Source organism: Aliivibrio sp. 1S175 (assembly GCF_001690985.1).
Classification (GTDB): Bacteria; Pseudomonadota; Gammaproteobacteria; order Enterobacterales; family Vibrionaceae; genus Aliivibrio.
Genome location: NZ_MAJS01000013.1, coordinates 19,677 through 43,524, shown reverse-complemented (window position 1 = coordinate 43,524; position 23,848 = coordinate 19,677). Strand labels below are relative to the sequence as shown.

At 32.9% G+C, this 23,848-nt stretch carries 20 protein-coding genes; 14 read left to right on the top strand and 6 right to left on the bottom strand.

Annotated elements, in window-relative coordinates:
• The first annotated feature begins 31 nt into the window (after positions 1–31).
• The 8 genes from A6E06_RS06655 (at position 32) to A6E06_RS06620 (ending at position 13,131) form a co-directional block, all read left to right on the top strand.
• Positions 32–1,195, top strand: coding sequence for an extracellular solute-binding protein (locus A6E06_RS06655; protein WP_065591866.1), 1,164 nt, complete (start codon positions 32–34; stop codon positions 1,193–1,195).
• A complete protein-coding gene (locus A6E06_RS06650; protein WP_065591865.1) occupies positions 1,192–3,156 on the top strand; it encodes a GGDEF domain-containing protein in 1,965 nt (654 codons plus the stop codon). Before A6E06_RS06655 ends, A6E06_RS06650 begins: the two co-directional genes overlap by 4 nt.
• Before the next feature lie 86 nt (positions 3,157–3,242).
• A complete protein-coding gene (locus A6E06_RS06645) occupies positions 3,243–4,124 on the top strand; it encodes a LysR family transcriptional regulator (protein WP_065591864.1) in 882 nt (293 codons plus the stop codon).
• Positions 4,125–4,302: 178 nt separating this feature from the next.
• Positions 4,303–7,950 (top strand): transporter substrate-binding domain-containing protein, encoded by a 3,648-nt coding sequence (locus tag A6E06_RS06640; RefSeq protein ID WP_083190290.1) that lies wholly within the window; start codon positions 4,303–4,305, stop codon positions 7,948–7,950.
• The gene (locus A6E06_RS06635) at positions 7,943–9,103 is read left to right on the top strand and encodes an EAL domain-containing protein (RefSeq protein ID WP_065591862.1); all 1,161 of its coding nucleotides are present in this window, start codon (positions 7,943–7,945) and stop codon (positions 9,101–9,103) included. The genes A6E06_RS06640 and A6E06_RS06635 overlap by 8 nt, the downstream gene beginning before the upstream one ends.
• 14 nt (positions 9,104–9,117) lie before the next feature.
• Complete coding sequence (locus A6E06_RS06630) at positions 9,118–9,717, top strand: response regulator transcription factor (RefSeq protein ID WP_065591861.1); 600 nt, start codon at positions 9,118–9,120, stop codon at positions 9,715–9,717.
• A 27-nt stretch (positions 9,718–9,744) separates the two neighbouring features.
• Positions 9,745–11,112: a GGDEF domain-containing protein gene (locus A6E06_RS06625; protein ID WP_176713275.1), complete on the top strand. Its 1,368-nt coding sequence runs from the start codon at positions 9,745–9,747 to the stop codon at positions 11,110–11,112.
• A gap of 126 nt (positions 11,113–11,238) precedes the next feature.
• The gene (locus A6E06_RS06620; protein WP_065593039.1) at positions 11,239–13,131 is read left to right on the top strand and encodes a methyl-accepting chemotaxis protein; all 1,893 of its coding nucleotides are present in this window, start codon (positions 11,239–11,241) and stop codon (positions 13,129–13,131) included.
• Positions 13,132–13,187: 56 nt separating this feature from the next.
• On the opposite strand, the gene A6E06_RS06615 is transcribed toward A6E06_RS06620, so the two are convergent.
• Positions 13,188–13,799, bottom strand: coding sequence for a response regulator transcription factor (locus A6E06_RS06615; RefSeq protein ID WP_065593037.1), 612 nt, complete (start codon positions 13,797–13,799; stop codon positions 13,188–13,190).
• 166 nt (positions 13,800–13,965) lie between these two features.
• Positions 13,966–14,856, bottom strand: coding sequence for a LysR family transcriptional regulator (locus tag A6E06_RS06610; protein ID WP_065593036.1), 891 nt, complete (start codon positions 14,854–14,856; stop codon positions 13,966–13,968).
• A gap of 142 nt (positions 14,857–14,998) precedes the next feature.
• Between A6E06_RS06610 and A6E06_RS06605 the strand changes: the two genes are divergently transcribed.
• A complete protein-coding gene (locus A6E06_RS06605; RefSeq protein ID WP_065593035.1) occupies positions 14,999–15,445 on the top strand; it encodes a DoxX family protein in 447 nt (148 codons plus the stop codon).
• Between the two features lie 83 nt (positions 15,446–15,528).
• Here the strand turns inward: A6E06_RS06605 and A6E06_RS06600 are convergent, their stop codons facing one another.
• Positions 15,529–16,062, bottom strand: a complete 534-nt coding sequence (locus A6E06_RS06600) for a DUF3332 domain-containing protein (protein ID WP_065593034.1) — start codon at positions 16,060–16,062, stop codon at positions 15,529–15,531.
• 282 nt (positions 16,063–16,344) lie between these two features.
• Between A6E06_RS06600 and A6E06_RS06595 the strand changes: the two genes are divergently transcribed.
• Both A6E06_RS06595 and A6E06_RS06590 read left to right on the top strand, forming a co-directional pair.
• The gene (locus A6E06_RS06595; protein ID WP_065593033.1) at positions 16,345–17,082 is read left to right on the top strand and encodes a glycerophosphodiester phosphodiesterase family protein; all 738 of its coding nucleotides are present in this window, start codon (positions 16,345–16,347) and stop codon (positions 17,080–17,082) included.
• A 39-nt stretch (positions 17,083–17,121) separates the two neighbouring features.
• Complete coding sequence (locus A6E06_RS06590) at positions 17,122–18,420, top strand: MFS transporter (RefSeq protein WP_065593032.1); 1,299 nt, start codon at positions 17,122–17,124, stop codon at positions 18,418–18,420.
• An 87-nt stretch (positions 18,421–18,507) separates the two neighbouring features.
• Here the strand turns inward: A6E06_RS06590 and yidA are convergent, their stop codons facing one another.
• Entirely contained in the window at positions 18,508–19,317 is an 810-nt protein-coding gene (yidA, locus tag A6E06_RS06585; RefSeq protein WP_065593031.1) for a sugar-phosphatase, read from the bottom strand.
• A gap of 101 nt (positions 19,318–19,418) precedes the next feature.
• On the opposite strand from yidA, the gene A6E06_RS06580 reads away from it, so the two are divergent.
• Together A6E06_RS06580 and A6E06_RS19945 are read left to right on the top strand one after the other, a co-directional pair.
• Positions 19,419–20,084: a tRNA (adenine(22)-N(1))-methyltransferase TrmK gene (locus tag A6E06_RS06580; RefSeq protein WP_065593030.1), complete on the top strand. Its 666-nt coding sequence runs from the start codon at positions 19,419–19,421 to the stop codon at positions 20,082–20,084.
• 168 nt (positions 20,085–20,252) lie between these two features.
• The gene (locus tag A6E06_RS19945) at positions 20,253–20,402 is read left to right on the top strand and encodes a hypothetical protein (RefSeq protein WP_176703453.1); all 150 of its coding nucleotides are present in this window, start codon (positions 20,253–20,255) and stop codon (positions 20,400–20,402) included.
• Between the two features lie 34 nt (positions 20,403–20,436).
• On the opposite strand, the gene A6E06_RS06575 is transcribed toward A6E06_RS19945, so the two are convergent.
• Both A6E06_RS06575 and A6E06_RS06570 read right to left on the bottom strand, forming a co-directional pair.
• Positions 20,437–21,075, bottom strand: coding sequence for a hypothetical protein (locus A6E06_RS06575; protein WP_065593029.1), 639 nt, complete (start codon positions 21,073–21,075; stop codon positions 20,437–20,439).
• Between the two features lie 115 nt (positions 21,076–21,190).
• Positions 21,191–22,132, bottom strand: coding sequence for a YeiH family protein (locus A6E06_RS06570; protein ID WP_065593028.1), 942 nt, complete (start codon positions 22,130–22,132; stop codon positions 21,191–21,193).
• Positions 22,133–22,407: 275 nt separating this feature from the next.
• Between A6E06_RS06570 and A6E06_RS06565 the strand changes: the two genes are divergently transcribed.
• Positions 22,408–23,676, top strand: coding sequence for an MFS transporter (locus A6E06_RS06565; RefSeq protein ID WP_065593027.1), 1,269 nt, complete (start codon positions 22,408–22,410; stop codon positions 23,674–23,676).
• Positions 23,677–23,848: the final 172 nt, after the last annotated feature.

The window sequence follows — 23,848 nt, the reverse complement described above, 5'->3', positions numbered from 1 at the left end:
TTTCATTTCAAATAGATATTATTTAACTGTCATGCGTAAATTCCTCGTATTAATTACTTTTCTTGTTTCGTTCTCATCTGAAGCCAAAATGCTTGAATTTTGGAGTGCCTTTGGGGACAACGTGGATAAAAGATTGGCTGAAGAGTTTGAAGCCAGAACGGGTAATCAACTGATGATCCGTAAGTTCTCTATCGATGAAATGAAAGCCGAATTACTATTAGCCTCTCGTTCAAAAAACTACATGCCAGATGTGGCATGGGTGCCTTCTGATTTTTTAGGCTTACATAAATTTATCGGTTTGAAAGCGATTCCTAAAGAGTGGATCAAAGAAGAACAATTAGAGGAAGCGGCCAAGCAAAGTGCTATGGTGAATAATGAATACATGGGTTTACCCCTATTTCTTGGTAATCACCTAATGCTGTTTTATGATAAAAGTAAAACTTCAGAGCCAGTAACTCGTTGGGAACAACTGCAAGTGCTGTCAAAACAAGATCCAGATAAAACACACATTGTGTTTAGTGTGAAAGACATGTATTTATTCTCTGCGTTTTTTAGCTTATTCCATCCAGATATACCGCTTGATAAGATTATCTTTAATGATGAAAAAAGCATGGAAACATTGCAGTTTTACCATGATGTCGCTACGACTAATCATATTCATCCTGAGTGCAGTAATGTGTGTGGGCGTCAGCAATTTATCGATGGTAAAGCGTCTTATCTAATCGATGGTGATTGGGCTGTTAGTGATCTGTCTGACGCTTTTGGTGACAACCTTGGTATTGCGTCACTGCCGAGTTATCAAGGCGTCCCGATGAAATCATTGTCTGCAGGTAAAGTACTAATTATTACCAGAGGGGGGTATCAAAATCGAGAGAAACGCGAAATGATTAGGCAGTTAATGCTGCTATCTCAAGATGACGCGTTTTTAACTCAATTGATCAATAAACATCAGTACATCTCTGCATCAGAAGAGGTGAATCGTGTCTCAATGTCATCCAATAAAACCGTGATGTATTCGGTATATCAACAATATCTACGTTCTCAATCGATGCCAACAAGTTTGCGTGTTTCTTTTGTTTGGGAAGCCTTAGCAAGAGGGGCATCTCGACATTCTGATGGTATGCCAAAAAAGGAAACCATGGAATATATCGAAAATCTAATAGACAGATATTCTAAAAAGGTGGAGGAACAGTGATCCGTCGTCCATTTTTAAGTTTACGTAAAGTATTCACCTACGTTCTGTTGATTACGACGTTAGTCCCATTGCTGTTTATTAGTCATTTTTTGACGAACAGTATTGGCGAAAAACTGTTAAATCAAAAAGAACAACAAATACAAAATGCAGTATCCACTATCGCTCAAGAGATCGTGATTGAGTTTGATCGTATTCAACAAAGTTTAAATTGGCTATCCCGTGATCGATTTAACATTCAAGCGCTTGATAATATTCTCTATTCTAGCGTAGTAATGCATAATTTGACGCGTTTTAGTGAGTTATCAAGTTTAATTAACAGTGTCTATATATTAAATGATGATTGGGAACCTTTGTATGATTTGAATGGGCGTTCATATCATTTTGAAAACAGTCAATTATTAAAAGAAATCAGTCAAGATAAGTCTATCTATGAGCAAGGGTTAACTGCGGTTCGATTTTATACTGAACCAAACCTTATAAAAGGGCTTTCATCGTCTGAAGGGGTTACTTTAGTCACTCCAATGCTAGCATACAATTTAGAAGGTTCCGGTCGCTATAGAGCGTCTGGTTATGTGGTGGTATTGATTTCATTTGAGACGATTGAAGAGCACTTTCAACACTTTCTACTTAACGACGAAAGTTTCAGTGTTCAACAGCATGTGGAAGAAAAGATGAAAATAACGCCAGAAGCTAGCGACAGTGACCGTATTGATCGTTTGTTTGTATTAAATAATACGTTTTTTTCATCTCCATTAACGTTCGATATTTCGTATCAATTTTCTGATTTTTCTCGTTTAAAAGAAATGAAATCAACGTTAGTTGCATTATTTACGGTTATTGGTTGGACATTTGTAACTGTTCTTTTCATCGCAATGGGGATCACTCGATGGATATCAAAAGCATTCCTTGAGATAGAAGAAACCATTGTTAGTTATGCATCAAATCAAGAGCCTAAAGAAAAGCAGTTCCAATTTACTGAGTTTAATCGAATGGCGATAGTGCTTAGTAAAATGAGAGTTACGATTCAAAATCAACTGCTGGAATTAAAAAATACGAATGATGAACTCAATAAATCTCAAGCTTTGATAGAGTTGAACAATAAAAAACTTTCCAGCTTTAATCAAGAATTAGAAATACAAGTGACTAAGCAGACTGCTCAAATTAGTGATGCTTTGCAGAGAGAAGAGTTAAATAAAAATAACTTAGCAGCAGTGATTGAGTTTGGCTCAATATATAAAACACTGGGCTACCGTAATTTACCAGAGAAAGTAGAGCAACAACTACAACAGCTTTTTCCTGATATTCAATGGCAATTGCGATTTAGACGGTTAGGTGAACACTCCGGAATACAAATATTGTCGAGTAAGGATAAATTGCTCGCAAGCTTACGTTTTATATCTACTCCTCAATTAGAAGAGCACCAGTTAGTGTTTAAGCTTTTTGTTAAACAGCTCTCTTCTTGGTTAGAGTTAGTCGATGTAACAAGAAGTGATACATTATTAAAGTGTGGCAATAGAAAAGCCTTTGATGAAGATTTAGCGCACTATCAGAAGCGTTATAGGGACACCGATGCAGAATGGAACTTTGGACTGTTCATCTTAGATGTGAATGGATTAAAAGCAATCAATGACCAATATGGACATGATTTAGGTGATGAGTTAATTAAAGCAAGTAGTCGTCATATTTCAGAACTATTAACAAAGAATGAAAGCTTCTACCGAATAGGGGGAGATGAATTTGCTCTGCTAGCCAAAGGTATGACGTGGAAAGAATGTACATCATTAGCTGAAAAATTACAGTTACACCAAGAGAGTTTACTCTTTTTTGATAAAGAGGGGGCTAGTTATGAAGCTCATTACTCTATAGGCTGGTCATGCTCTGATAATACAGAGCTATTTAAGATGTTTACGGTTGCAGATGAGCATATGTATCGAGAGAAGAAGGCTTATTATAAAAGGTAATCTCTAAGGTATAGCGAGGTTTTAATCAAATATAGGAATTATTAGTATTTAGTCATTATGCTTAATTGAGTTAATAGGAGGATCTAATGAGTAATGAGCTTAATTATAATTTATTAAAAGTATTAATCTTACTTAATGAACAGCGGAATCTTAAGAAAGTAGCAAATATTCTTGGGAATACTGAAAGTGCCATCAGTAAACATTTATCAAAGTTAAGAGAGCAAATTGGTGACCCTTTATTTATTCGAGGTAACGTAGGATTAGAACCGACACTTGTACTTCAAGAAATGCTTCCTCAAATTGAAAATGCGCTACAACAAATAGATAATGCAATTTTTCCTGAATCTAAATTTATAGCCTCTGAATATAAAAATACAATTCATATTGCTATGCATTCAGTGACTATTAAATATTATGCTTCAAAAATCTATTCAATATTACGCAAGAGATTTCCCCATTCGGTGATTGTTATTGAAACATGGACAGAGGTGACAGAACAAGAAATATTAGATGGCAAGATTCAAATAGGCGTGAATTTTTTAAATGCAGATAGAACGAAACAGATTTATCAAAAGAAGCTCTTAGAAACGGTTCAGGTTATAGCCGTGTCTCATTCACATGGAGCAAATACTTGGGAAGAAGTTATACAGGCTCCTTTTGCACAGATCCGAGTATCTGGCTGGAATGATAAGAAACAACATTTTGTCGACGTATGCCGTAAAAATGGAATAAGACTCAACTATCAACTAAGAACGGATGATCTAATGGCGCTACAACGTTTTGTTCTTGATGATAATATGGCAATGGTAGGGATCCGAGCAATGATGGATGAAAAGGAATTTAAGTTTATAGAAATACCAGAAAAGCTGCGTATAAATTTATCGTTTGCTGCATGTATAAAATTAACAAATAGAAGTAGTCCTTTGCATATAGAATTAGAAAAAATAATACAAAAGATTATCGTATGACAATAAAGAATATAACAACAACAAATCTGTAAGAAAAATCCTATATTGATGTAGTCTATAGTGAAGTTTTTTATAAAACCAATTAATAATCAATGGCTTATTAATTGGTGGTATTTTTTTTAATTTGACATATTTTCTATGATAATTATTCTGTAAGTTGACTCTATAACTTGTAGCTATGATGTATACATATTTAATATTAATTTCTTTGTGCTTTTTTCCTTTTATTACTAATGCATCTGAAGTATTAACCGACAATGAACAAAAATATATAGATGAAAATCCAACACTATCTGTCGCTATGTTATCAGAACCTTGGTTTCCTTATGCAGAAATATCTATGTCAGGTGATTATAAAGGAATTTATGTTGATTATATTAAGTATATATTTTCGAAAAAAGGCGTAGACATTAAATTTAACCGATATGATACGGTTAAAGAAATATTAGAAAGTGTAAAAGAAGGCTCTTCAAATATTGCTTTAGGTTATTCACCATCAAAAAAAAGAGAGTCAACATTTTTATTTTCAAAGCCTCTATTTGAATCGAGTATATCCGTTTATTATAAAGATAATAATATATCGTCCTTGCCTATAAATAAAATATCGTGGACTTGTGTTTTAGGTACTGTCTATTGTGATAAGTTAGAAGAAATAGGTGCGGTAAATATACATGAGGTTGAGTCATTTGATAAATCCATCGAACTTGTAAATAGTGGTATTGTAGATGCAATTATATCAAGCTATGTTACTATATCAGAATATATAAGTGTAAATAAAATATCTAAAGGTATTGTTAAAATACCAGATTGGTTAGAACTTGAAAAAATTAGCATAATAACCTCTAATGAAAATGAGGTATTAATATCAATTATTAATAAGTTAATGAATTCAAAAGAATTTAACCGAAATGAAATAGCAGATATTTATCTTAACAATGACTGGGCAAATATAGCGTTTAGACAACTTAAAAAAGGACAAAAAATAATAAAATATAGTTTTAACGAAAATAGAGAACCTCTATTTTATCGTAATGAAGATGGACAACTTACGGGTTATTTATATGATTTCATAAACCTTATTGAAAGAAGAACAGGTTTGATGTTTGAATATGTACCAAAGAATAAAGAAGATGTATGGGATATGTTTTACTCAGGTAGAATAAATTTAATACCACTGGTCTATTCAGACTCACATAATAAAGAAGGCCTTTTATTTAGTAACCCCTATATGTCTATGGTTTATGTATCTATTGAAAATAAAATAAGAACGGATAGAGAGAAAGAAAATATAGGTGTATTAGTCTCTGAAAATAATGAAAGTTTAAATTTGATTAGAAAGGATATAACAAAAGATTCTTTTGTTTATACAAACATTAAAAAATTAATTAATGATCTATCTAATGAAAAAATTGATGTGGCTTATATATCAAAAGATTTACTTCAAGGTGTTATTGTAAATGATGTTGATAATAAGTTTATTATAGGGGCAAGAGAAGATCGTATTTTTAAAGTATCTTTTTCTTTGTCAAATGAAAATGAAGAATTAATGAAAGTAATTAATTCAGCGTTGAAAATTATTGATAAGGAAGAGTTTAGAAAAATAAAACGTAGTTACAGAAAGTTTAATGTTATTTATGGTTATGAAAAAAATACAGTACTAAAAATAGTGTTTGTAGTAACAATATTTATTTTATTAATAAGTTTAGTCGTTTATTTCTGGCTTAATAATTTAAAATTACAAGTAAAGGTTAAAGATAAAGATAAAGTAAACTTAGAGAAAGATAAAACGTGGTTACAAGGAATAATATCTGAATTACCTACGAGAATATTTATTCATAACAAAGATAAGGATGTAGTGCTAAGTAACTGCTATTTTTATAATAAAGAACATTGTGGGAATTGTATTTTTTCCTATGAATTAAATAGTGAAATAACCGATAATATTTTCCTTAATGATTTAGTAATTACAAATGAAATATCAATTACGAACTGTAAATTTGATTACAAATTTGTAAATAAAGTTAGAAAAAGAATTTATGAAGAAAGAAGTGGCGAATATTATTTACTTACCGTTATTAGCGATATTAGTCAGCAAAAAAATCAAGAATCTGCATTAATAGAAGCAAATGAAAAGACTAAAAAAGCACTTGTTTATCGGGAGCAGTTTCTTGCAAATATGAGTCATGAGTTAAGAACACCAATTGCAGGAATAACAGGTCTTTTGGAGTTACTTTCAAAAAGAATTAAAGGAGTAGAAAAGCAATCCTTGGTAGATAATATCTCTGGTTCTATGAACCATCTTCATATGTTGGTTAATGATATTTTAGATTATTCTAAATTAGAAGCAGAGCAGTTAAGTTTAGATAAAAGAGATTGTCATTATCTGAATGTATTAAACGAGCTTTTTCGTTTGCACAATGCATCAGCAAATGAAAAAGGCCTTAATCTATACATCACAATTGAGCCAACTTTAAGTGAAGTTATTAGTATTGATTCATTAAGATTGAGTCAAATAATTAACAATCTTATATCTAATGCAATAAAATTTACAAATAAGGGATATGTAGAGGTAACTGTTTCTATTTTAGATAATAATTTGAATTTTGATATAAGTGATACTGGTATTGGGATCAGTAAAGAAAATTTAGATAGAGTATTCAAACCATTTACGCAAGCAGATAATAGTATTGTTCGTGAATATGGAGGTACAGGCCTTGGTCTTAATATTGTCAATGAGTTGATAAAGTTAATGGGTGGAAGCTTAAGCATTAAGAGTATTGAAAAAATAGGGACATCAATTAATTTTTCAATTCCAATTAATGTCGTTTCTGAATTCAAATATCCAGTGAGACAGTTGTCTATCACATGTGAAGTTAATGATGAAAACTTACGTCAATGGTTATCGATATTTTCTGATAATAGTTTCGGTGCCAAGTGTAATGTACTCATCACAAATAAAAGTGAAGTTGATAATGAGTATAATGAAACTATATATTTAAATAGTATTAATGATGATGATAAAAGTAGAATAAGTAATCACCATTACATAAATTCTTCACCTATATTTTTAGATCAACTATTAAATACATTAGTGTATATTCAAAATGGTAAGAAAGAAAATGAAGACGAATCCTTAACACGCCTTAAAGGTACTGTATTAATATCTGAAGATAATCGAATAAACCAAGAGTTATTAGTAAACCAACTTGAGGAAATTGGATTAAATTCAATTGTTACAAGTAATGGTAAAGAGGCATGGGAGGTCATTAAAAAAGATTATAATAAATTTGATCTCTTAATTACCGATTGCCATATGCCTATTATGGATGGTTTTGAACTATCAAAAAAAATAAGAAATGAACTTCCCATATTTAATGAAAAAGCAATTATTGGGTGTACAGCAGAAGACTCAAGGAGCATAAGAGTCAATAGTGATATTTGTGGTTTTGATGACGTATTATTTAAACCATATGGATTAAAACAACTGCATAAAACATTAAGTAAACATTTAAATAATAATAATATAAGAGCCTGCTTTTTTGACATTAATAAAAAAAACTTAATGCCAATTTTCATTGAAAGTATAACGGATGATTACAATACATTAGTTTCTTGTATGGATCAAGAATCTATGAGTTCAATATTACATAAGATGAAAGGCGGATTTAATAGTGTAAATATGCTAAGGTTTGTTCCAATGATAAATACTTTATCAAAATGTGAATATGGAGAAGAATCATATAATGAAAAAAAGGAAATACTTATTTCAGAAGTAAAAACCATACTTCTAAATGCATCAGAGTGGTATGAGTTGAATAATGAATGAATTAAAAATATTAATTATTGATGATGATAAGTTACAAGCTAATATGCTAAAAAGTTTAATTGTTGAACAGTGTGGATCTGATGCTGAATGTGTTTATTCAGGAAGTGAGGCTATTGAACTTATTAATAAAAATGTATTTGATTTGATTTTTTGTGATATAAGAATGCCTAATATGGATGGTGTTGAACTACTTATTCGGATTAATAATACTGATTTTAATGGTGGTATAGTTATTGTTAGTGCATTAGATACATCTTTGATTTCTATCGTGAGTGATTTATGTCACTCTTTACAATTTTTATTAATCGACGCATTAGAGAAACCGATAAAAAATGAGAAAATAAAAGAAATAATACAAACTGTGAATGAAATAAATTTAGAAAAACATGATATAAATAAAGCTAAAGATATTAAATTTTCAATTGAAGATATAATTGAAGCGATAGATAATGGGGAGATGATTAATTATTATCAACCTCAAGTTGATTTTAAAACTGAAAAAATAATCTCGGTTGAAACGTTGGTTAGATGGCAACATCCTACATATGGTTTATTGACACCATATTATTTTTTAGATACGTGTAAAAAACAAGGGATCTTGGATAAATTATTTAATATTGTTTTTGATAATGTAATTTCTGATTATTTATCAGGAGAGTTAAAATATAAAGTATCTATAAATATCACATATGATTCGCTTTGTAAAAAAGGTTTTTCTGATGAATTTATTAATAAGTGTAAAGAAAATAATTTAGATACAAGTTTATTTATGCTGGAGTTAACGGAAGGTGACGCTTATAACTCATCGATTAATTTTCTTGAAAATATATCTAGACTAAGAATACATAAGGTAGGTGTATCAATTGATGATTTTGGTACTGGGCATTCATCATTGGACAAATTATCTCGTTTGCCTTTTACAGAAATGAAATTAGATCGTTCATTTATCACAAATTGCTTAAGGGATAGGTTTAAACAAATAATTATTGAGTTTTCTGTTGAATTAGCTAAAGAACTGAATATTTCAATTGTTGCTGAAGGTGTTGAAAATAAAGAAACATGGGAGTACTTGAAGAGTATGGATTTTGATATTTGTCAGGGATTTTATTCAGGAAGACCTATTTCTATAGATATGTTAACTGATTATAATTAAAAAATGTAATTAATATGAATAATATAAATATTTTAATATTGGACGATCATCCACTAGTTTGTGCAGCAATTAAAAATCTAGTTGAATCTGTATCTTATGTTTCGGAGGTTTTGACCGTAAACGACACAAAGGAGGCATTATCACTATTAAGGCTAAAATCATTTGGCCTTATTATTATTGATATAAATCTTGGTAATAGTGATGGGTTTGATTTTTTTCGAAGAATAAAATCTCATGCCTATGTAGGAAAAGTACTATTTATATCCTCAAGTAATGAAGATATATACTCTAATACAGCTTTAAGTTTAGGTGCTGATGGTTATGTTTCTAAATCTGAAGATCTTAATTTAATAAAAGATGCTTTATTTAGTGTTATAAAAGGATATAAGTTCTTTAAATCAAATAGTTGCTATATTAATGTTGAAAATGAAGTGAAACTCTCAAATAGAGAGATTATGGTATTTAATTATTTATTAGAAGGAAGAAGTAACATTGAAATTTCAGAAATTTTATCATTGAGCTCGAAAACGATAAGTACCTATAAAAGGCGTATTTTAAATAAATATCACGTTAATAGCTTAGTTGAATTAATTAATATTAGGAAGTTTAAATAAATGGATCTTATATAAATGGTTTTATCAATGGACGTTTTAATTAAAATATTAACAAGATCGTTATTGTCTTCTGCTATTATATTTTCGATATTGATAGCCTTAATTGGAGAGCAAATTGTTAAAGATAAACATCGACAGTTTTATTTATTGATGTCAAAAATTGAAGAATATAAGCAAAATATAATGTTGATAGGTTTAATTTCCGAAAAAAATATCGAATATAACTTTTTGATTAATAAAGATGGGAAAATAGAGAAAAAAGATACTGAATACAAATATGGCACTTATTCATTAGATAATGATCATCTGACACAGGATGAAATTGTTGTTTTAAATATGGCAATAAGAACATTTAGTTTTCTCCCTTCTTTCTTAAACCAGGATAGGCTCCTATTATATTATCGTTCTTATACAGGAAAGAAATATATAACATCAAAGATTGTTGATGATTTTACTATTAGTGAGGGTATGTTTAATCATGAACGTTGCGATATTATCCTAACATGTACAATTTTAATGACTAAATTTTCATTGGAAGATAGAATATTGGTTTCTCCTATTTATAAAGATATAATTACAAATGAAAATATAATCACATTATCAAGTCCTGTTTTTAAAAACAAAGAGATAATAGGTGATTTTAATATCGATATGCACTTGGGTGAATATGAAATCATCAAAAACAAAACAATAAGTATAGAAAAAAATGGAATATATAAAAATATTGTAATAGAAGATGATCAGTACCCATTTAATGGGCTTTCATTTATTAGGGAGTACCATGCTGATAATACAACTATCATTAAATATAAAATACCGGTACTTAAAATTTTAATAGATAAATATTGGTTATTTTTACTTCTATTTTTAATTTCAACTATTATTACATGGAAATTAATGTTGCTTTCAGATAAGAAAATAAAACTATTAAATGCTGAATTACTAATAAATAAAGATGAAATGACAGGACTTTATAATAGGTCAATTTTTAAGGAAGAAAGATTCTTAAGAATAAAAGAAAAATCAAATATAACAATTATTGCAATTGATGGTAATAAATTAAAATTTATCAATGATAATTACGGGCATCATGTCGGGGATGAGGCTATCAAGCAAATAGCATATGGAATGAAAATAACATTTAGAGAAAATGATTATTTGATTCGACATGGTGGTGATGAATTCTTAGCACTACTTCCAAATTGTAACTTAGAAGTAGCAGAAGATTTATCGATTGAATTGAAAAAAAATATTAGTAAGTCGAGGTTTAGCAAGCATTCAATTAATGTTGAGGTAAGCATTGGTATCGCCGTATCTTTAATTGGTGAAGATTTAAATTATGCGATTAATAAGGCTGATTCAATGCTGTATTTAGAGAAAGAAAAGTTATGTTAAAATATTAAATAAATATATTAATTTTCCAAGTGTCAGTTTTTTCTGAATATTAAAGTTATACAATTATAAATGGAATATTTACTGTAGACTATCTATTTTATTAATAACTAAGAAATGAAAATTAAAATGAAAACATTGAAAAGTAAATTATTATTTATATTTTTAAGTATGATCATGATTATTAGTTTTGTGATATCAGGATTTGGATATTATAATTTTAAGAACGAAAGTATAAAGTCAAATTACCTCTCAATGAGAGAAAAGTCTGATCTAATATCCACAAATTTGACATATAAGATAGAATCCTATTTTAATGTCCTTAATTCGATTGATATTGGTGTTAATGATAAAAATGGAACTGTTGAACCAATAAAAACACAAGAAAAACTTATAAAAATTAATAAGAAATTTAATATGTTTACAAGTGTTTTTTATTCGGATCTTTCTGGTAATATAACCTCTTCTACTGATTCAATCGAAGGGGGTAAAAATAAAATTAATGCTAAAATAAGAGAATGGTACCAAAGAGCAATTAAGGGAGATGAGAATATAATAACAAGAGCTTATGTCGATACTAATGGGAATGATGTATTTTCTTTTGCAATACCTGTAAAGTTTGAAAATAATGTTGTCGGCGTACTTGGTGTTTCGGTACCTGTATCTATGTTTTCCAATTTCATAGGAACTCTTACTTTAGATAATCGAGTGTATATCTATAGAAAAGATGGCTACATTGTTTCAGCAAAAAAAGCTGAAGAGATAGGTGGGTATATTAATGATGTTAGGCCTGAGTTCGCTGAGTTATCCGAAAAAAATAGCACAATCACCTATAACTCAAAGAGTAGAGATGATCAAGTTAGCGTCGTATCAACGAAAGAGGCAACCCAGAACTGGACGGTTGCTCTTTTTGATTACAACAGCGTTATTTTAAAATCGACTAATGATACGTTATTTTACTCTATAGTAATGGCTGCAATAGCTATTATATTATTCTCTTTTATTATTTATAGAGTTTTAATTGTTTTAATTTATAGACCTATTGGGGGGGAACCTGAGGAGATTGAATCTTTAATTAAGCAAATATCTCAAGGTAATCTAACAATGGAATTGCATTCATCAGATAATGATACTGGTATATATGCAAGTGCTGTCGCTATGAGACGAGAGTTAAAAAAAGTGATTTCGGGTAATCATTCCATTTCGGAGAGTGTGTCTGCAGCTTCAACTGAGTTAAGTGCTGTTATGGGAGATTCGGCTATAAATTCTCAAAAAGAAATAGCTCAAATTGAACAAATTGCTACGGCTGTGAATGAATTATCGAATACGGCATTAGAAGTTAGTGCAAATGCAACAATAGCACAAAGTTTTGGGGTAAAAGCACAAAATAGTATTAAATTAGGTAATGAAACGTTAATGAACTCAGTTGTAATATCTAAAAAAATTGGAGAGTCTGTAAAAAACACAACAACTATCGTTGAGGATTTAAAAGAATATTCAATAGAGATTGGCAGTGTTATTGATGTAATTAATACTATTTCTGAGCAAACTAATTTATTGGCATTAAATGCAGCAATTGAAGCGGCGCGAGCTGGAGAGCAAGGTAGAGGCTTTGCAGTTGTTGCTGATGAAGTTCGTTCATTAGCTGAGAAAACTAAATTATCAACAATTAATATTCAATCTATTATTGAAAAATTACAGGCGCAGTCTGATAAAGCAGATAGTCACATGAGATTAAATTCTCAATTAATTGAAAATTCTTACGATTCTGTACAAAAAGTTGAAGAAGCCTTTACAAATATTGAAAGGTTTATAAATGAAATGTCTGATATGAACGCTTTAGCTGCTGCTGCATCAGAAGAACAATCAAGCGTGACTAATGACATAGCTAAAAATATTAATATAGCATCTGAGTTAGTAAATCAGAATGTGAGTGGTATTTACCAAAGCACCAAAGCAAGTGAAGAATTATCACAATTAGCGATTAAACAGAAAGAGATCCTTTACTTTTTTAAATTATAAGAGCTAATGATACATTAAGGGCTGCTCTTACCTAAGAGCAGCTCATAAATAAGAAATTAACACTTTTGAATAATAGAGCTGTTTATTTTAAGTAGATCGAACAATGAATTTGCATTATATTTTGCTAATATTCTAGTTTTATAGGTACTGATTGTTTTGGTACTTAGGGATAAATCTTCTGATATTTGTTTATTGCTTTTCCCATTAAGTAATTTATTTAAAATAGTTAACTCTCGACTTGACAACTTTTTTTCTTTATGAGTAACAGTCGTTTTTTTAAATAAAGTATAACCTCTTAGTATATTGTTAATCGCATCATCAATTAAGCTTATTGGCTCTTCTTTTGATATGTAACCATTAGCACCAAGTGCTTTTACTGAATCAGAATAAGTATTATAGCCATAACTAGAAATTACAAGAATAGAACCTTCAAATCCATTATTTCGGATCTTTTTTATGAAAGAGAGAGCATCGAAATCATTTTGTTTGATGTCTAGAGCAATAAAACCAATATTGTTATTGTTAATGAACTCAGTAGCTTTTTTTATTGATACTGCGTGATAAATTTCATTAATTACATCTTTCGTTTGAAGTTGTTTTGTAAGGGATTCTACAATGATAGGGAAGTTATCTAGAATTAAGGCATTAATGCGTTTAGATTTTGGCATAATTTTTTACTCATAGTCTATTTATTATCGTGTCACCTTCCGCATCCATTTGACTAGTCCTTTGTGAAATTGAATAAACATCATATCGATAAATATTTTATAGAAAAGGAAAATGAAACTTTCCATTAAGGAAAGTTGTACTTAAAATTGTATCTATTGTTTCATATCACAGCCATTTCTTATGAGTCAATTCTCTTGTAAACCACTCACATGCTTTGCCATCATTGCTTTTATGCCAACCAATAAAGAGCGGGGGATTTACTCGTGGAACAGAACATGTTTTTTCAACCAAATCGCCAGAAGCTAAATAAGATTGAATCAAATGCCTTGGTAAAAAACCTGTGCCTACGCCTGCGAGTTGTGCCTGTATTTTGGCTTGCATGGTATGAAATCGAATTCGCTGTTTACTTTTAAATAATCCAGTGTCGCGAGTTGGTAATAAAAGTGAAGAATCAGAGACAATAATTGAAGGGTATTTAAGTAAATCGTCTGCTTCAATGGTTCGTTCTAATTGCGCTAATGGGTGATGTTTCGCTACGGCAAAGAGAAAATCTACCCGTCCAATTTCAGTGATCTGATATTCGCCTTTTGGTAAATGGTCAGAAACTCCGATTGCAATATCGGCCCGGTTACTATGAAGAGCATCCCAGCCTCCACTGAGTGATTCTTCTGAAACGGTAATCTCCGTGTCTTGTTCTAATTTGTTGAACTCAAGAATGGTATCTAAAAGCGGATTTAGAGGCATAATGGTGTCTCTTACTATCTTTATCTCTCTTTCCCAACCAGAAGTTAGCTGTTTCACTGCTGATTCAAGTTTATCTGTTGCGATTAAAATATCTCGTCCTTGTTCTAAGATAAGTTTGCCCGCAGGGGTTAGGTTGGCTTTTTGTTTAGAACGGTCAAATAACGCAACATTAAGATCATCTTCGAGTTTCTTGATGGTATAAGTGAGTGCTGATGGTACTTTAAATAATGATTCTGCGGCTGCGGCAAAGCTGCCTTTTCTATCTATAGCATCTAATACTCGCAAAGCATCTAACGTGATAGGAGAGTTCATTCATATCCTTATTTTTTGATGTTCAAAAAAATTGAACTACTTGCTCAAATTGTTCTAATTTTCTTTGAGAATAACATATTTATACTGGCTCACAACTTAGGAGGGAAACCTCATTAAAATATATTCGCCTTAGGACATTATTATGAAACAAAAAATGGCTCAACTATTATCCTCTAATGCTGGTTTTAGCACGCTTGCCCTTCGTATACCTATTGGTATTATTTTTATGGCCCATGGTGCTCAAAAATTATTTTCATGGTTTGGTGGTTATGGCTTAGAAGGTACAGGTCAGTTTTTTGAATCTATTGGACTAGCGCCTGGCGTAGCAATGGCATTTTTGGCTGGTAGCGCGGAATTTTTTGGTGGGTTATTTATATTATTAGGCCTATTAACTCGCCCATCGGCACTGGTACTTGCGTTTACGATGCTGATTGCGATTATTAGTGTTCACTTACAAAATGGCCTATTTATGTCTAATGGTGGTTATGAGTTTGGCTTGGCTTTGCTAGCGGCAAGTGTGTCACTAATGTTGTCTGGTTCAGGTAGAATAGCCGTAGATAAATGGCTAGAAAGTAAGATTGTAAAGTAACATAGCGGGTTAACAAATAATGAGAAACCATGCTCTATCTTATTATTAGAGCATGGTTTTATGTTGAATATTTCTCGCCTATTCTAACTCTGCTGTAGAGATTCTAATTGCGCGATGGTTGTTTGAGAAATCAGTTCGTCATCAATATAGTAACTTACATTTTCCCCATCACGTACGCCACGTAAAATAGCCGTCTCACCCGTGTTATAAGTGATGTCCATCTGAATGGTATTCTCGTCAATTTTTTGCATTTCACCAATAGAAATAGTTCTTTGGTTCACTAATGGGTCAATAGGTGCATCACGTAATGATGGGGCTAATTCATCATTTACTTTAAAATGAGTGTCAGTTTTTGAATCAAAAATATGCGGGCTACCAGAGATTGGGTTTTTACCTGTCCAAAATTCTAATGAGTTAAATAAAACATAATCTGCCGCAGTCGTAATACCGTAAACTGGTGCAAGAAGCAAATTTACCCCAGCTCTAGCATAGCGGTTATCAACCACCTCAACATTGAATTTCATTACTTTCCCTGTCACTGCATTGCTGCCAATACAACCAGTTAATGTTGTCGCTAGAATAATGATGCCTGCAGTTTTAATGAGTATTTTTTTCATAATTTAGTTCCAAAAGTAAGTAATCAGTGATGTGTTTTCTTGGAGCCATTATGCTTTTCGTTACAAACAATACTTACCATTTTGTGCCAACTAAAATTTATGACGCTAATTTATTCCTATAATCGATAGTTTTATCGTTTTTAATGTTACTTACTCTACAAAAAACAAAATAAGTTCCTATTCGAGCGCTCGAATGCTCATTTTATCCATTCTTGTCACATTTATGAAATGATCTAAGCGTTATTATCCTCAACCTCTTCTAACACGTTAAATAGGTTAACAATGAAAACATTAATAGCTCATCGTGGAATGTCTTCTCTTGCTCCTGAGAACACGCTGTCTGCATTTTCATTATGTAAAGAACATGGTGTTCAATGGTTTGAATGTGATGTTGATATTCTACAAGATGGTACGGTTATTATTTCTCATGATGACACATTAGATCGTTGTACAGATAAAAGCGGTCGTTTATATGATATTAGCAATGCAGATTTATCGTCGATTGATGCAGGGAGCTGGTTTAGTGATGACTACATTAATGAGCGTTTACCAACTATTCAGCAATTAATTAAATTAGTGAACGAAAAAGAACTTAATTTAAATATTGAGATTAAATCGTGTTCAGAAAGTGCTCAGTTAAGTCATTTGCTTATTGATAACTTAATTTTGGCTCTGAAAGAGTTAAATCCTGAACGTGAATTGATTATTTCAAGTTTTAACCACTTGGTATTGTCTGAATTCAAACGTAAAAGCCCTGAAAGTAAAGTCGCTTGTTTGTTCGAAAGTCATAACCTATGGGATGACTGGAACTCAATCATTGAGTGGTGCCAAGCCGATTACATCCATCCGGAAGAGAAAGGCTTAACTCGTGAAATGGTCAATAAATTTAAAGCATCAGGCATTAAAGTAAATGTGTGGACAGTGAATGATTTAGCTCGTGCTAATGAATTGTTTAATTGGGGCGTGGATGGTATTTGTACCGATATTGCTCACAAATTCCCTTCTAAATACAAAGCATAAAAATAATAAATAAAACAATAACGTGAAAGGATTACAACGATGAACTTATTTGAAAAAATAGGCTTTACTAGCCGAAATCAATTGTTTGGCTTCTTCTCTGTCGTGATGTCAGGCCAAATTATTTATTCGGCTTTTGAAGCTTTTAAGGGAACATTTTATAACTTACTTTTAGAAGTGCTACAAATAGACAATACCCAAATGGGGATCTTGTTTACGCTGATTGGTTCGGCAATGTTTTTCTATATTCCGGCTGGGTGGGTCAATAACCGTTTCTCTGTAAAATCCATTTTAATCACCAGTTTGAGTATTCGATTTTTGAGCATGATGGGGATTATCTTCTTACAGCCCGGCTTTAGTGTTCTGGTTGTGATTGCCGGTCTTTGGGGTTTAGTCGATGCCGCATTCTGGCCTGCGGTTGTGAATGGTGTGACGTTAATGTCAGGCGATAGAAATAAAGGCATGGCATTTGGCTTGTTAGAGTCGGTACGTCGCGCGGCTGAAATGAGCATGAACGCTGTGATCGTTGGTATCATGGCACTGGTTGGCGGTTCAATCCTTGTGTTCCAAGGTGCAATTGTTTTCTATACGTTACTTATCCTGCCGATGATCTTCTGTGTATGGAAATTTGTACCAGATAACCACATGGAAATTAAACAAGGTGAGAGTAAAAACAAAGAAGCATTAAAAGGTTTAGTTCATGTACTAAAAATGCCAACAGTATGGTTAGCAGCGATTACTTCTCTAACGGTATATTGGATTTATATTACGTTAATTTATACAGTGCCTTACCTACAAGCTGTATTTGGTTTATCAACAGCACAAGCCGCTATTTTTGGTATTATTAATACAGGCGCTATGGGTGTTGTCGCTGGTTTAGTTGCCGGTTCTATTGCTGATTTCGTATTTAAGTCTTCAATCAAAATGATGTTCTTTGCTCTAGGTTTAACGGCAATTTGTTTAGGTGTGACGATTGCTCTGCCTAAAACGGAAGGCATGTTAATGATGAACATGGTGCTACTAATGTGTTTCTCATTCAGTATATTCTTAGCAAAAGGCATTATCTTGGCACCAGTGGCAGAAGCCGGAGTACCAAAAGCCTACAGTGGTTCAGCAATGAGTGTGGGTTCATTTGCCGCTTATGCATCAGTGTTTTGGGCGTACGCATTAAATGGTTGGATTATTGATACTTATCCTGCGATTCAAGCATATCAGATGATCTTTGGTATCGGCTTAACTGTCGCGGTACTTGGTATGATATGTTCATTGATCCTTATCTCTCTGAAAAAGAAAAACAGTGGTGATGATCAAGAAGGAAAGTTAGTTGAATCAGAAGCGTAATTTAATGGCTTTAATCGAATAAATAAAAACCCCAGTATGTCTAATACATGCTGGGGTTTATTTTGTTATGATTCTATTTAGTTAGAATTAAACGTTTAATACGAATTCTTCAATTACTTTAGCCACGCCATGGTCGTTATTGCTTACGGTAATGTGGTTAGCGATTTCTTTGATATCGTCAGTGGCGTTCGCCATTGCAACGCCAAGACCTGCGTATTTGATCATATGCCAGTCATTACCCGCATCGCCCATACAGATAACTTCATCTGCAGTAATACCAAGATGATCCGCCAGTGCTTTTACACCGACGCCTTTATTACTGTTAGGGTTTAAAAACTCCAAGAAGAAAGGGGCACTTTGTACAATGGTGAATTGCTCATATAAAGCGGCAGGTAATTGCAGAATAGCAGCAGAAAGTAGCTCAGGCTCATCAATCATCATCGCTTTCATAACTTGTTCGTCGTCTGCTAACTCTTCAAAATCAATTACTGTAATTGGCATACCAGTGATGCTTGATTCATGTTCTGTGTAATGATTTAATTGTGGTGTAATTAGCCCTTTTTCTTGTGAGAAGGCGTGAACGTGAACTCCCAGTTCTTTCGCTAATTTAGCAATGATTTTTGCGTCTATACCTGTAATTATTTGGCTACGGATAACTTCTTCGCTTTTCACTTTTTGAACCAATGATGCATTGTAACTAAGAACGTAATCGTCTTCTGTTGTCATGCCTAGCTCTTCCAATTGTGTCTTCATGCCGTTTAGTGGACGGCCAGAGGCTAAAACAACGACCACTCCTTTTTCACGTGCAGCAGCAATAGCGGCTTTGTTTTCGGCTGAGATTTGCTTATCAGAATTAAGCAGAGTGCCATCCATATCCAATGCGATCAGTTTATACATAGTACTTACCATTTTGGTTAAATTATTTTGGGGTAGCTTACCTGATTTTTGTGAAAAAAATACTATATACTGTGCTTGATTTTCACTACTGATATTGAGCCATGAAATTAAGTTCTCGTTTAGACACCATTAAAAATAAAGTCACTAAGCATTATGATCATATTTGGGATTGCTGTTGTGATCATGGCCAACTAGGTACTGCCTTATTGGCTTCACAACCAAAAAGTGTAATTCACTTTGTTGATGTCGTGGATGAGTTGATGGTTGAACTTGAGTCTCAATTGCAAAAGCATGCCTCAAATGTCAGTTCTCAATGGCAAGTGCACTGTATGGATGTAGCTCAACTGCCTATCGTCCCAAATAAAAAGAATCTGATCATTATCGCAGGTGTGGGTGGGGACTTGTTGATTGAGCTGATGCGTTCCATACAATCACGTAATAGTGATATTGAGCTGGAGTTCATTCTTTGCCCGGTATTACATAACTATATGGTTAGATGTGAGTTGATAGAGATGGGCTTTGGTCTGATATCAGAAACATTAGTTAAAGAGAACAAACGCTTTTATGAAGTTATTCATGTCAGTAATCAAGCGACTATCTCTTTGACTAATATCGGTTCTGAAATGTGGGATTTGTTAGATGTAAATCATCAAGAGTATTTGCAAAAAGCGATTTCTCATTATCAAAGAATAGAAGAGAACTCTAAAGGAATGAATGGAGTTAGTGACTTGTATTTAAGATTAAGGAATTCTACGTTTCAATTTTAGCTCATTGAATTTGTTACCCTTTTAATATGCTATTGGAATGTTTCGTTAAAGCTATAGACTTGAGCGATTCATTTTTAGGATATGTCCTACATAAATTGTATTTATTACTTTTTATACTTAGCACACATTCTAGTGGTTAAATGAGCATGTTAATGTTCGGAGTTCAGTATGCAAAGTGAAAGTTTGAGAAAGCAAGTGTTGCTCAAGACGATAAAAAAAGATGTAGAAGTCGCATTAACGTTAAAAGAAATAAGTAAGTCAGATCTTGTTAAAATGATCAGTTACTTTGCGATGAGAGCAGAGGCATTGAATGAATAATTAGCTAACGACAATTGCCGTTAGCTAGATAAGGTCATGAATTTTTATTAAGGCGATGAACTTCAATACCAAAGCCTAGCGCGCTATAAGCGAGTAGAGAATAACCTAGTAGTTCAGTTCCTTCTTCTGCTAGGTTTTTTATTGTACGAATGTAGTGATCATCAAGTAACGTTTGCCACAGATAACCCATGCCAGCGAATCTAGAAAACACCAGAACAATAACTAAAGCGCAACTTAACGTGTAGAAATAACGGCTATCGAAAAAACGTGCGGCGGTAGATAGAAGACCTTTCTTATCTTTTAATGCAAAGTAAATGCAGGTAAAAGCAACGATTAGAGCTGGAATTAGCCAAAATCCATGATAAATCTTATCAAGAACGCCATCACTCTCCCTTATGCACATACAGCTAAAGAAACCAATGATAAGTATGGAAAAAGAGCGAACCTCTTTGTTAACTACAGCGATATAACTAAAAGAAAAAATGACAATAAGCAGTAAAATCTGTTGGTAATATTCAGTTAATGAGTTTTCACTAAGCCCATTTTTTAAGACAATAATGTCAGTACGGATGACTAAGTAGGCAACAGAAGCAACAAGGCATTGAATAAAAAACTGTAATAACCCTTTTTGGATTTTTTTTATGTCAGCGGATTTTGAATAAGAAAACATCATGGCTACCCTAATACTTATTAACTAGTTTATCATTATAGAGTGGTTAAGTAGCATAGTATGTACTCATTTATTGAAAATAGGATTCCATAACTGCAAGTTGTCATTCTATAAATCCCTATTGAATATAATTCATAATATAAAACAGAGAGGTTGTTGATATCACAACCCACAAGCTAACACCAAAAATCAATGGTTTTGCGCCAGCGGCTTTGATTTTATCAATTGAAATACCACAACCGATAAAGAATAAGCACAGAACTAAGAGCTTTTTCGATACATCAAAAATGCCATCATAGATCAGGCTAAATTGCGGTAAGTTATCGCTAATCAAAATAGCTAAACAGTAGAAAAGAATGAAGTAAGGAATGGTTATTTTTTTACTGTTGCTACGAAAAAGTAGAGCACTAATAAAAGCAACCGGAACAATCCACAATGCACGAGCTAATTTAAGCGTTGTTGCTGTCTTTAACGCTTCTTCGCCGTATGCAGATGCTGCACCAACAACGGATGAAGTATCGTGAATGGCAATCGCAGCCCAAGTACCAAAGGCGTGTTGGCTTAATTCTAATGCATGACCGATAACAGGGAAAATAAACAAAGCGATTGAATTTAAAACAAAAACAGTTGCTAAGGCTAAACCTGTTGATTCTTCGTCAGCATTAATCGCTGGAGCGACTGCTGCAATAGCACTTCCGCCACAAATCGCAGTACCAGAGGCGATTAAATGTCCCGTTACCTTATCGAGTTTCATTAATTTTGCTAAGAACCAACCAAGAACTAAAGTACCAAAAATGGTTGATAAGATAATGCCAATACCGTTTGAGGTTGCATCAATGGCTTCGTTTAATTGGATCCCAAAACCTAGCCCCACAATAGAATAGGCTAATAATTTTTTAGTTACTTTGCCGAGAGCAAAATTGGTAGGAACAAAACCGAAACTGGCTAAAGCGAAACCCATGACTAAAGCAGTAGGTGAGTTAACCCAAGGAGTTAATGTTAATAAGGCTGCAAAATAAAAAGGGAAGTAATGTCGTAAATGTTGTTTATTAAAAGTCATGTTCATTAGTCTCAGATACAGGAAAGGTGACGATATCATTTTTATTGGGTTTAGTAAGTTTAATAATTCCATATATAGAGTTAAATAAACCTTAACCTTTGTAAGGGTTTTGTTCCTAGGCTAAATATCAGTGTAATGTACTGGTTTAATTAAAATTGAATTCATATTTAGTATCTTACGCTCTTATATTAGGTCGACACTTCGGTATACTTTTTAAACAAATAAAAAATAACAAATAACAATAATATTAGGCTTAGGGATCTTAAGGAGACTATATGGAAGAGGCAAATACCGCTGAAAGTAACCGTGCAATAGAAGAAAATACAAGTGTACTGCAATGGAATAGACTTTCTCGTTTTAATCACATTATCTGGACTGTTTTAGTCGGAACACTCCTCGCTCGAACTACGTATTTTATGGCTTGGCCATTTCTCATTGTTATTCTCTATCAAGATTTTAATGCCAGTGCAGTCACGGTTGGCGCTATGTTAGCGGGTTCAGCTGTGGTTGGCTCATTTACGGGTTTATATTCAGGTTGGTTATCCGATAAATTTGGCCGTAAATGGGTCATGATATCTGGGTGTGTGATTGCGGCTTTTTCTTACAGTGGAATTGGAATGGCGACCACTATTTTCCAACTGTTTGTTCTTGTTGGGATGTGTGGCTTAATGCGCCCTATGATAGAGGCACCAGCAAAAGCCGTGATTGGTGATAATTTAGATAATGATAAAGACAGAGAACTGGCTTTAAATGTGCGCTATTTTTTGATTAACGTTGGAGGGGCGATTGGACCACTAATTGGCATTACTCTTGGGCTGGCTCATCCTAAAATATTGTTCTTAGTGACCGGTATTACTTATCTGGCTTTTGGTCTTTTTCTATTTTTTTCTTTTGCTAAAAGTAAGAGTGAAACCTTGCTCTCTAAAGCAACTGCGGATGTAACGTCCTTTTTCTCAACCGTTCGGATCATAAGTAAAGACAAGCTATTTATTAAATTGATTGGCGCAAATTTAATCATGATGTTTGTCTATGGTCAGTATGAATCGTCTATCCCCCAAGTCATCGTTCGTACGGATATTGTTGATGCCGCTAAATTTATCAGCGGACTAGTTTTAGTTAACACGCTAACGATTGTAATTTTACAGTTTCCAATGCTTAAGCTGCTTGAAAATGTCCCATTATTTACCCGAACTCGTATTGGTATGGTAATGATGGCGTTAGCACAAATTTGTTTTTTAATGGTACCAGTAGATTTTCCTGCGGGTTGGTTGATGGCGTGCTTTGTGTTGAGTGTGGGCGAGGTGATTGCTTTTCCAACCTTAAATGTACAAATAGATCAATTAGCACCTAAACATTTACGAGGAAGTTATTTTGGTGCCGCTGCTATTTATGGGCTAGGGTTTGCACTTGCTCCGCTCGTTGGCGGGGTGCTTATTCAACTTGGTGGGGCAACGCCCTTATTTATCGCGTGCTTTGCTCTTTCTTTGTTAATGATTGGATTATATAAGTGGGCGGAGAAGGAAATACCAAGTAAAAGTAACTAATTTGAGATATTTGTTCTTGAAAAGTAATATGTAAAGCCACCACTATTTATGGTGGCTTTTATTATTCAACATGGTTCAGAATGATTACTCTGGACGCCAGCTTAGTGCACTTGCAATAGAACCAATCACGATAGGTCTTTTTGAGCCTCACTCATAAAATGTTAATGACATG

What these genes read in the sequence shown, in the direction of transcription:
- A6E06_RS06610 (WP_065593036.1), bottom strand. Translation starts at nt 14,856, where the DNA reads ATGAACTCTCCTATCACGTTAGATGCTTTGCGAGTATTAGATGCTATA.
- A6E06_RS06575 (WP_065593029.1), bottom strand. Translation starts at nt 21,075, where the DNA reads ATGATGTTTTCTTATTCAAAATCCGCTGACATAAAAAAAATCCAAAAA.
- A6E06_RS06635 (WP_065591862.1), top strand. Translation starts at nt 7,943, where the DNA reads ATGAATGAATTAAAAATATTAATTATTGATGATGATAAGTTACAAGCT.
- A6E06_RS06630 (WP_065591861.1), top strand. Translation starts at nt 9,118, where the DNA reads ATGAATAATATAAATATTTTAATATTGGACGATCATCCACTAGTTTGT.
- A6E06_RS06600 (WP_065593034.1), bottom strand. Translation starts at nt 16,062, where the DNA reads ATGAAAAAAATACTCATTAAAACTGCAGGCATCATTATTCTAGCGACA.
- A6E06_RS06640 (WP_083190290.1), top strand. Translation starts at nt 4,303, where the DNA reads ATGATGTATACATATTTAATATTAATTTCTTTGTGCTTTTTTCCTTTT.
- A6E06_RS06595 (WP_065593033.1), top strand. Translation starts at nt 16,345, where the DNA reads ATGAAAACATTAATAGCTCATCGTGGAATGTCTTCTCTTGCTCCTGAG.
- A6E06_RS06580 (WP_065593030.1), top strand. Translation starts at nt 19,419, where the DNA reads ATGAAATTAAGTTCTCGTTTAGACACCATTAAAAATAAAGTCACTAAG.
- A6E06_RS06645 (WP_065591864.1), top strand. Translation starts at nt 3,243, where the DNA reads ATGAGTAATGAGCTTAATTATAATTTATTAAAAGTATTAATCTTACTT.
- A6E06_RS06590 (WP_065593032.1), top strand. Translation starts at nt 17,122, where the DNA reads ATGAACTTATTTGAAAAAATAGGCTTTACTAGCCGAAATCAATTGTTT.
- A6E06_RS06655 (WP_065591866.1), top strand. Translation starts at nt 32, where the DNA reads ATGCGTAAATTCCTCGTATTAATTACTTTTCTTGTTTCGTTCTCATCT.
- A6E06_RS06625 (WP_176713275.1), top strand. Translation starts at nt 9,745, where the DNA reads ATGGACGTTTTAATTAAAATATTAACAAGATCGTTATTGTCTTCTGCT.
- A6E06_RS06615 (WP_065593037.1), bottom strand. Translation starts at nt 13,799, where the DNA reads ATGCCAAAATCTAAACGCATTAATGCCTTAATTCTAGATAACTTCCCT.
- A6E06_RS19945 (WP_176703453.1), top strand. Translation starts at nt 20,253, where the DNA reads ATGCAAAGTGAAAGTTTGAGAAAGCAAGTGTTGCTCAAGACGATAAAA.
- yidA (WP_065593031.1), bottom strand. Translation starts at nt 19,317, where the DNA reads ATGTATAAACTGATCGCATTGGATATGGATGGCACTCTGCTTAATTCT.
- A6E06_RS06620 (WP_065593039.1), top strand. Translation starts at nt 11,239, where the DNA reads ATGAAAACATTGAAAAGTAAATTATTATTTATATTTTTAAGTATGATC.
- A6E06_RS06565 (WP_065593027.1), top strand. Translation starts at nt 22,408, where the DNA reads ATGGAAGAGGCAAATACCGCTGAAAGTAACCGTGCAATAGAAGAAAAT.
- A6E06_RS06605 (WP_065593035.1), top strand. Translation starts at nt 14,999, where the DNA reads ATGAAACAAAAAATGGCTCAACTATTATCCTCTAATGCTGGTTTTAGC.
- A6E06_RS06570 (WP_065593028.1), bottom strand. Translation starts at nt 22,132, where the DNA reads ATGACTTTTAATAAACAACATTTACGACATTACTTCCCTTTTTATTTT.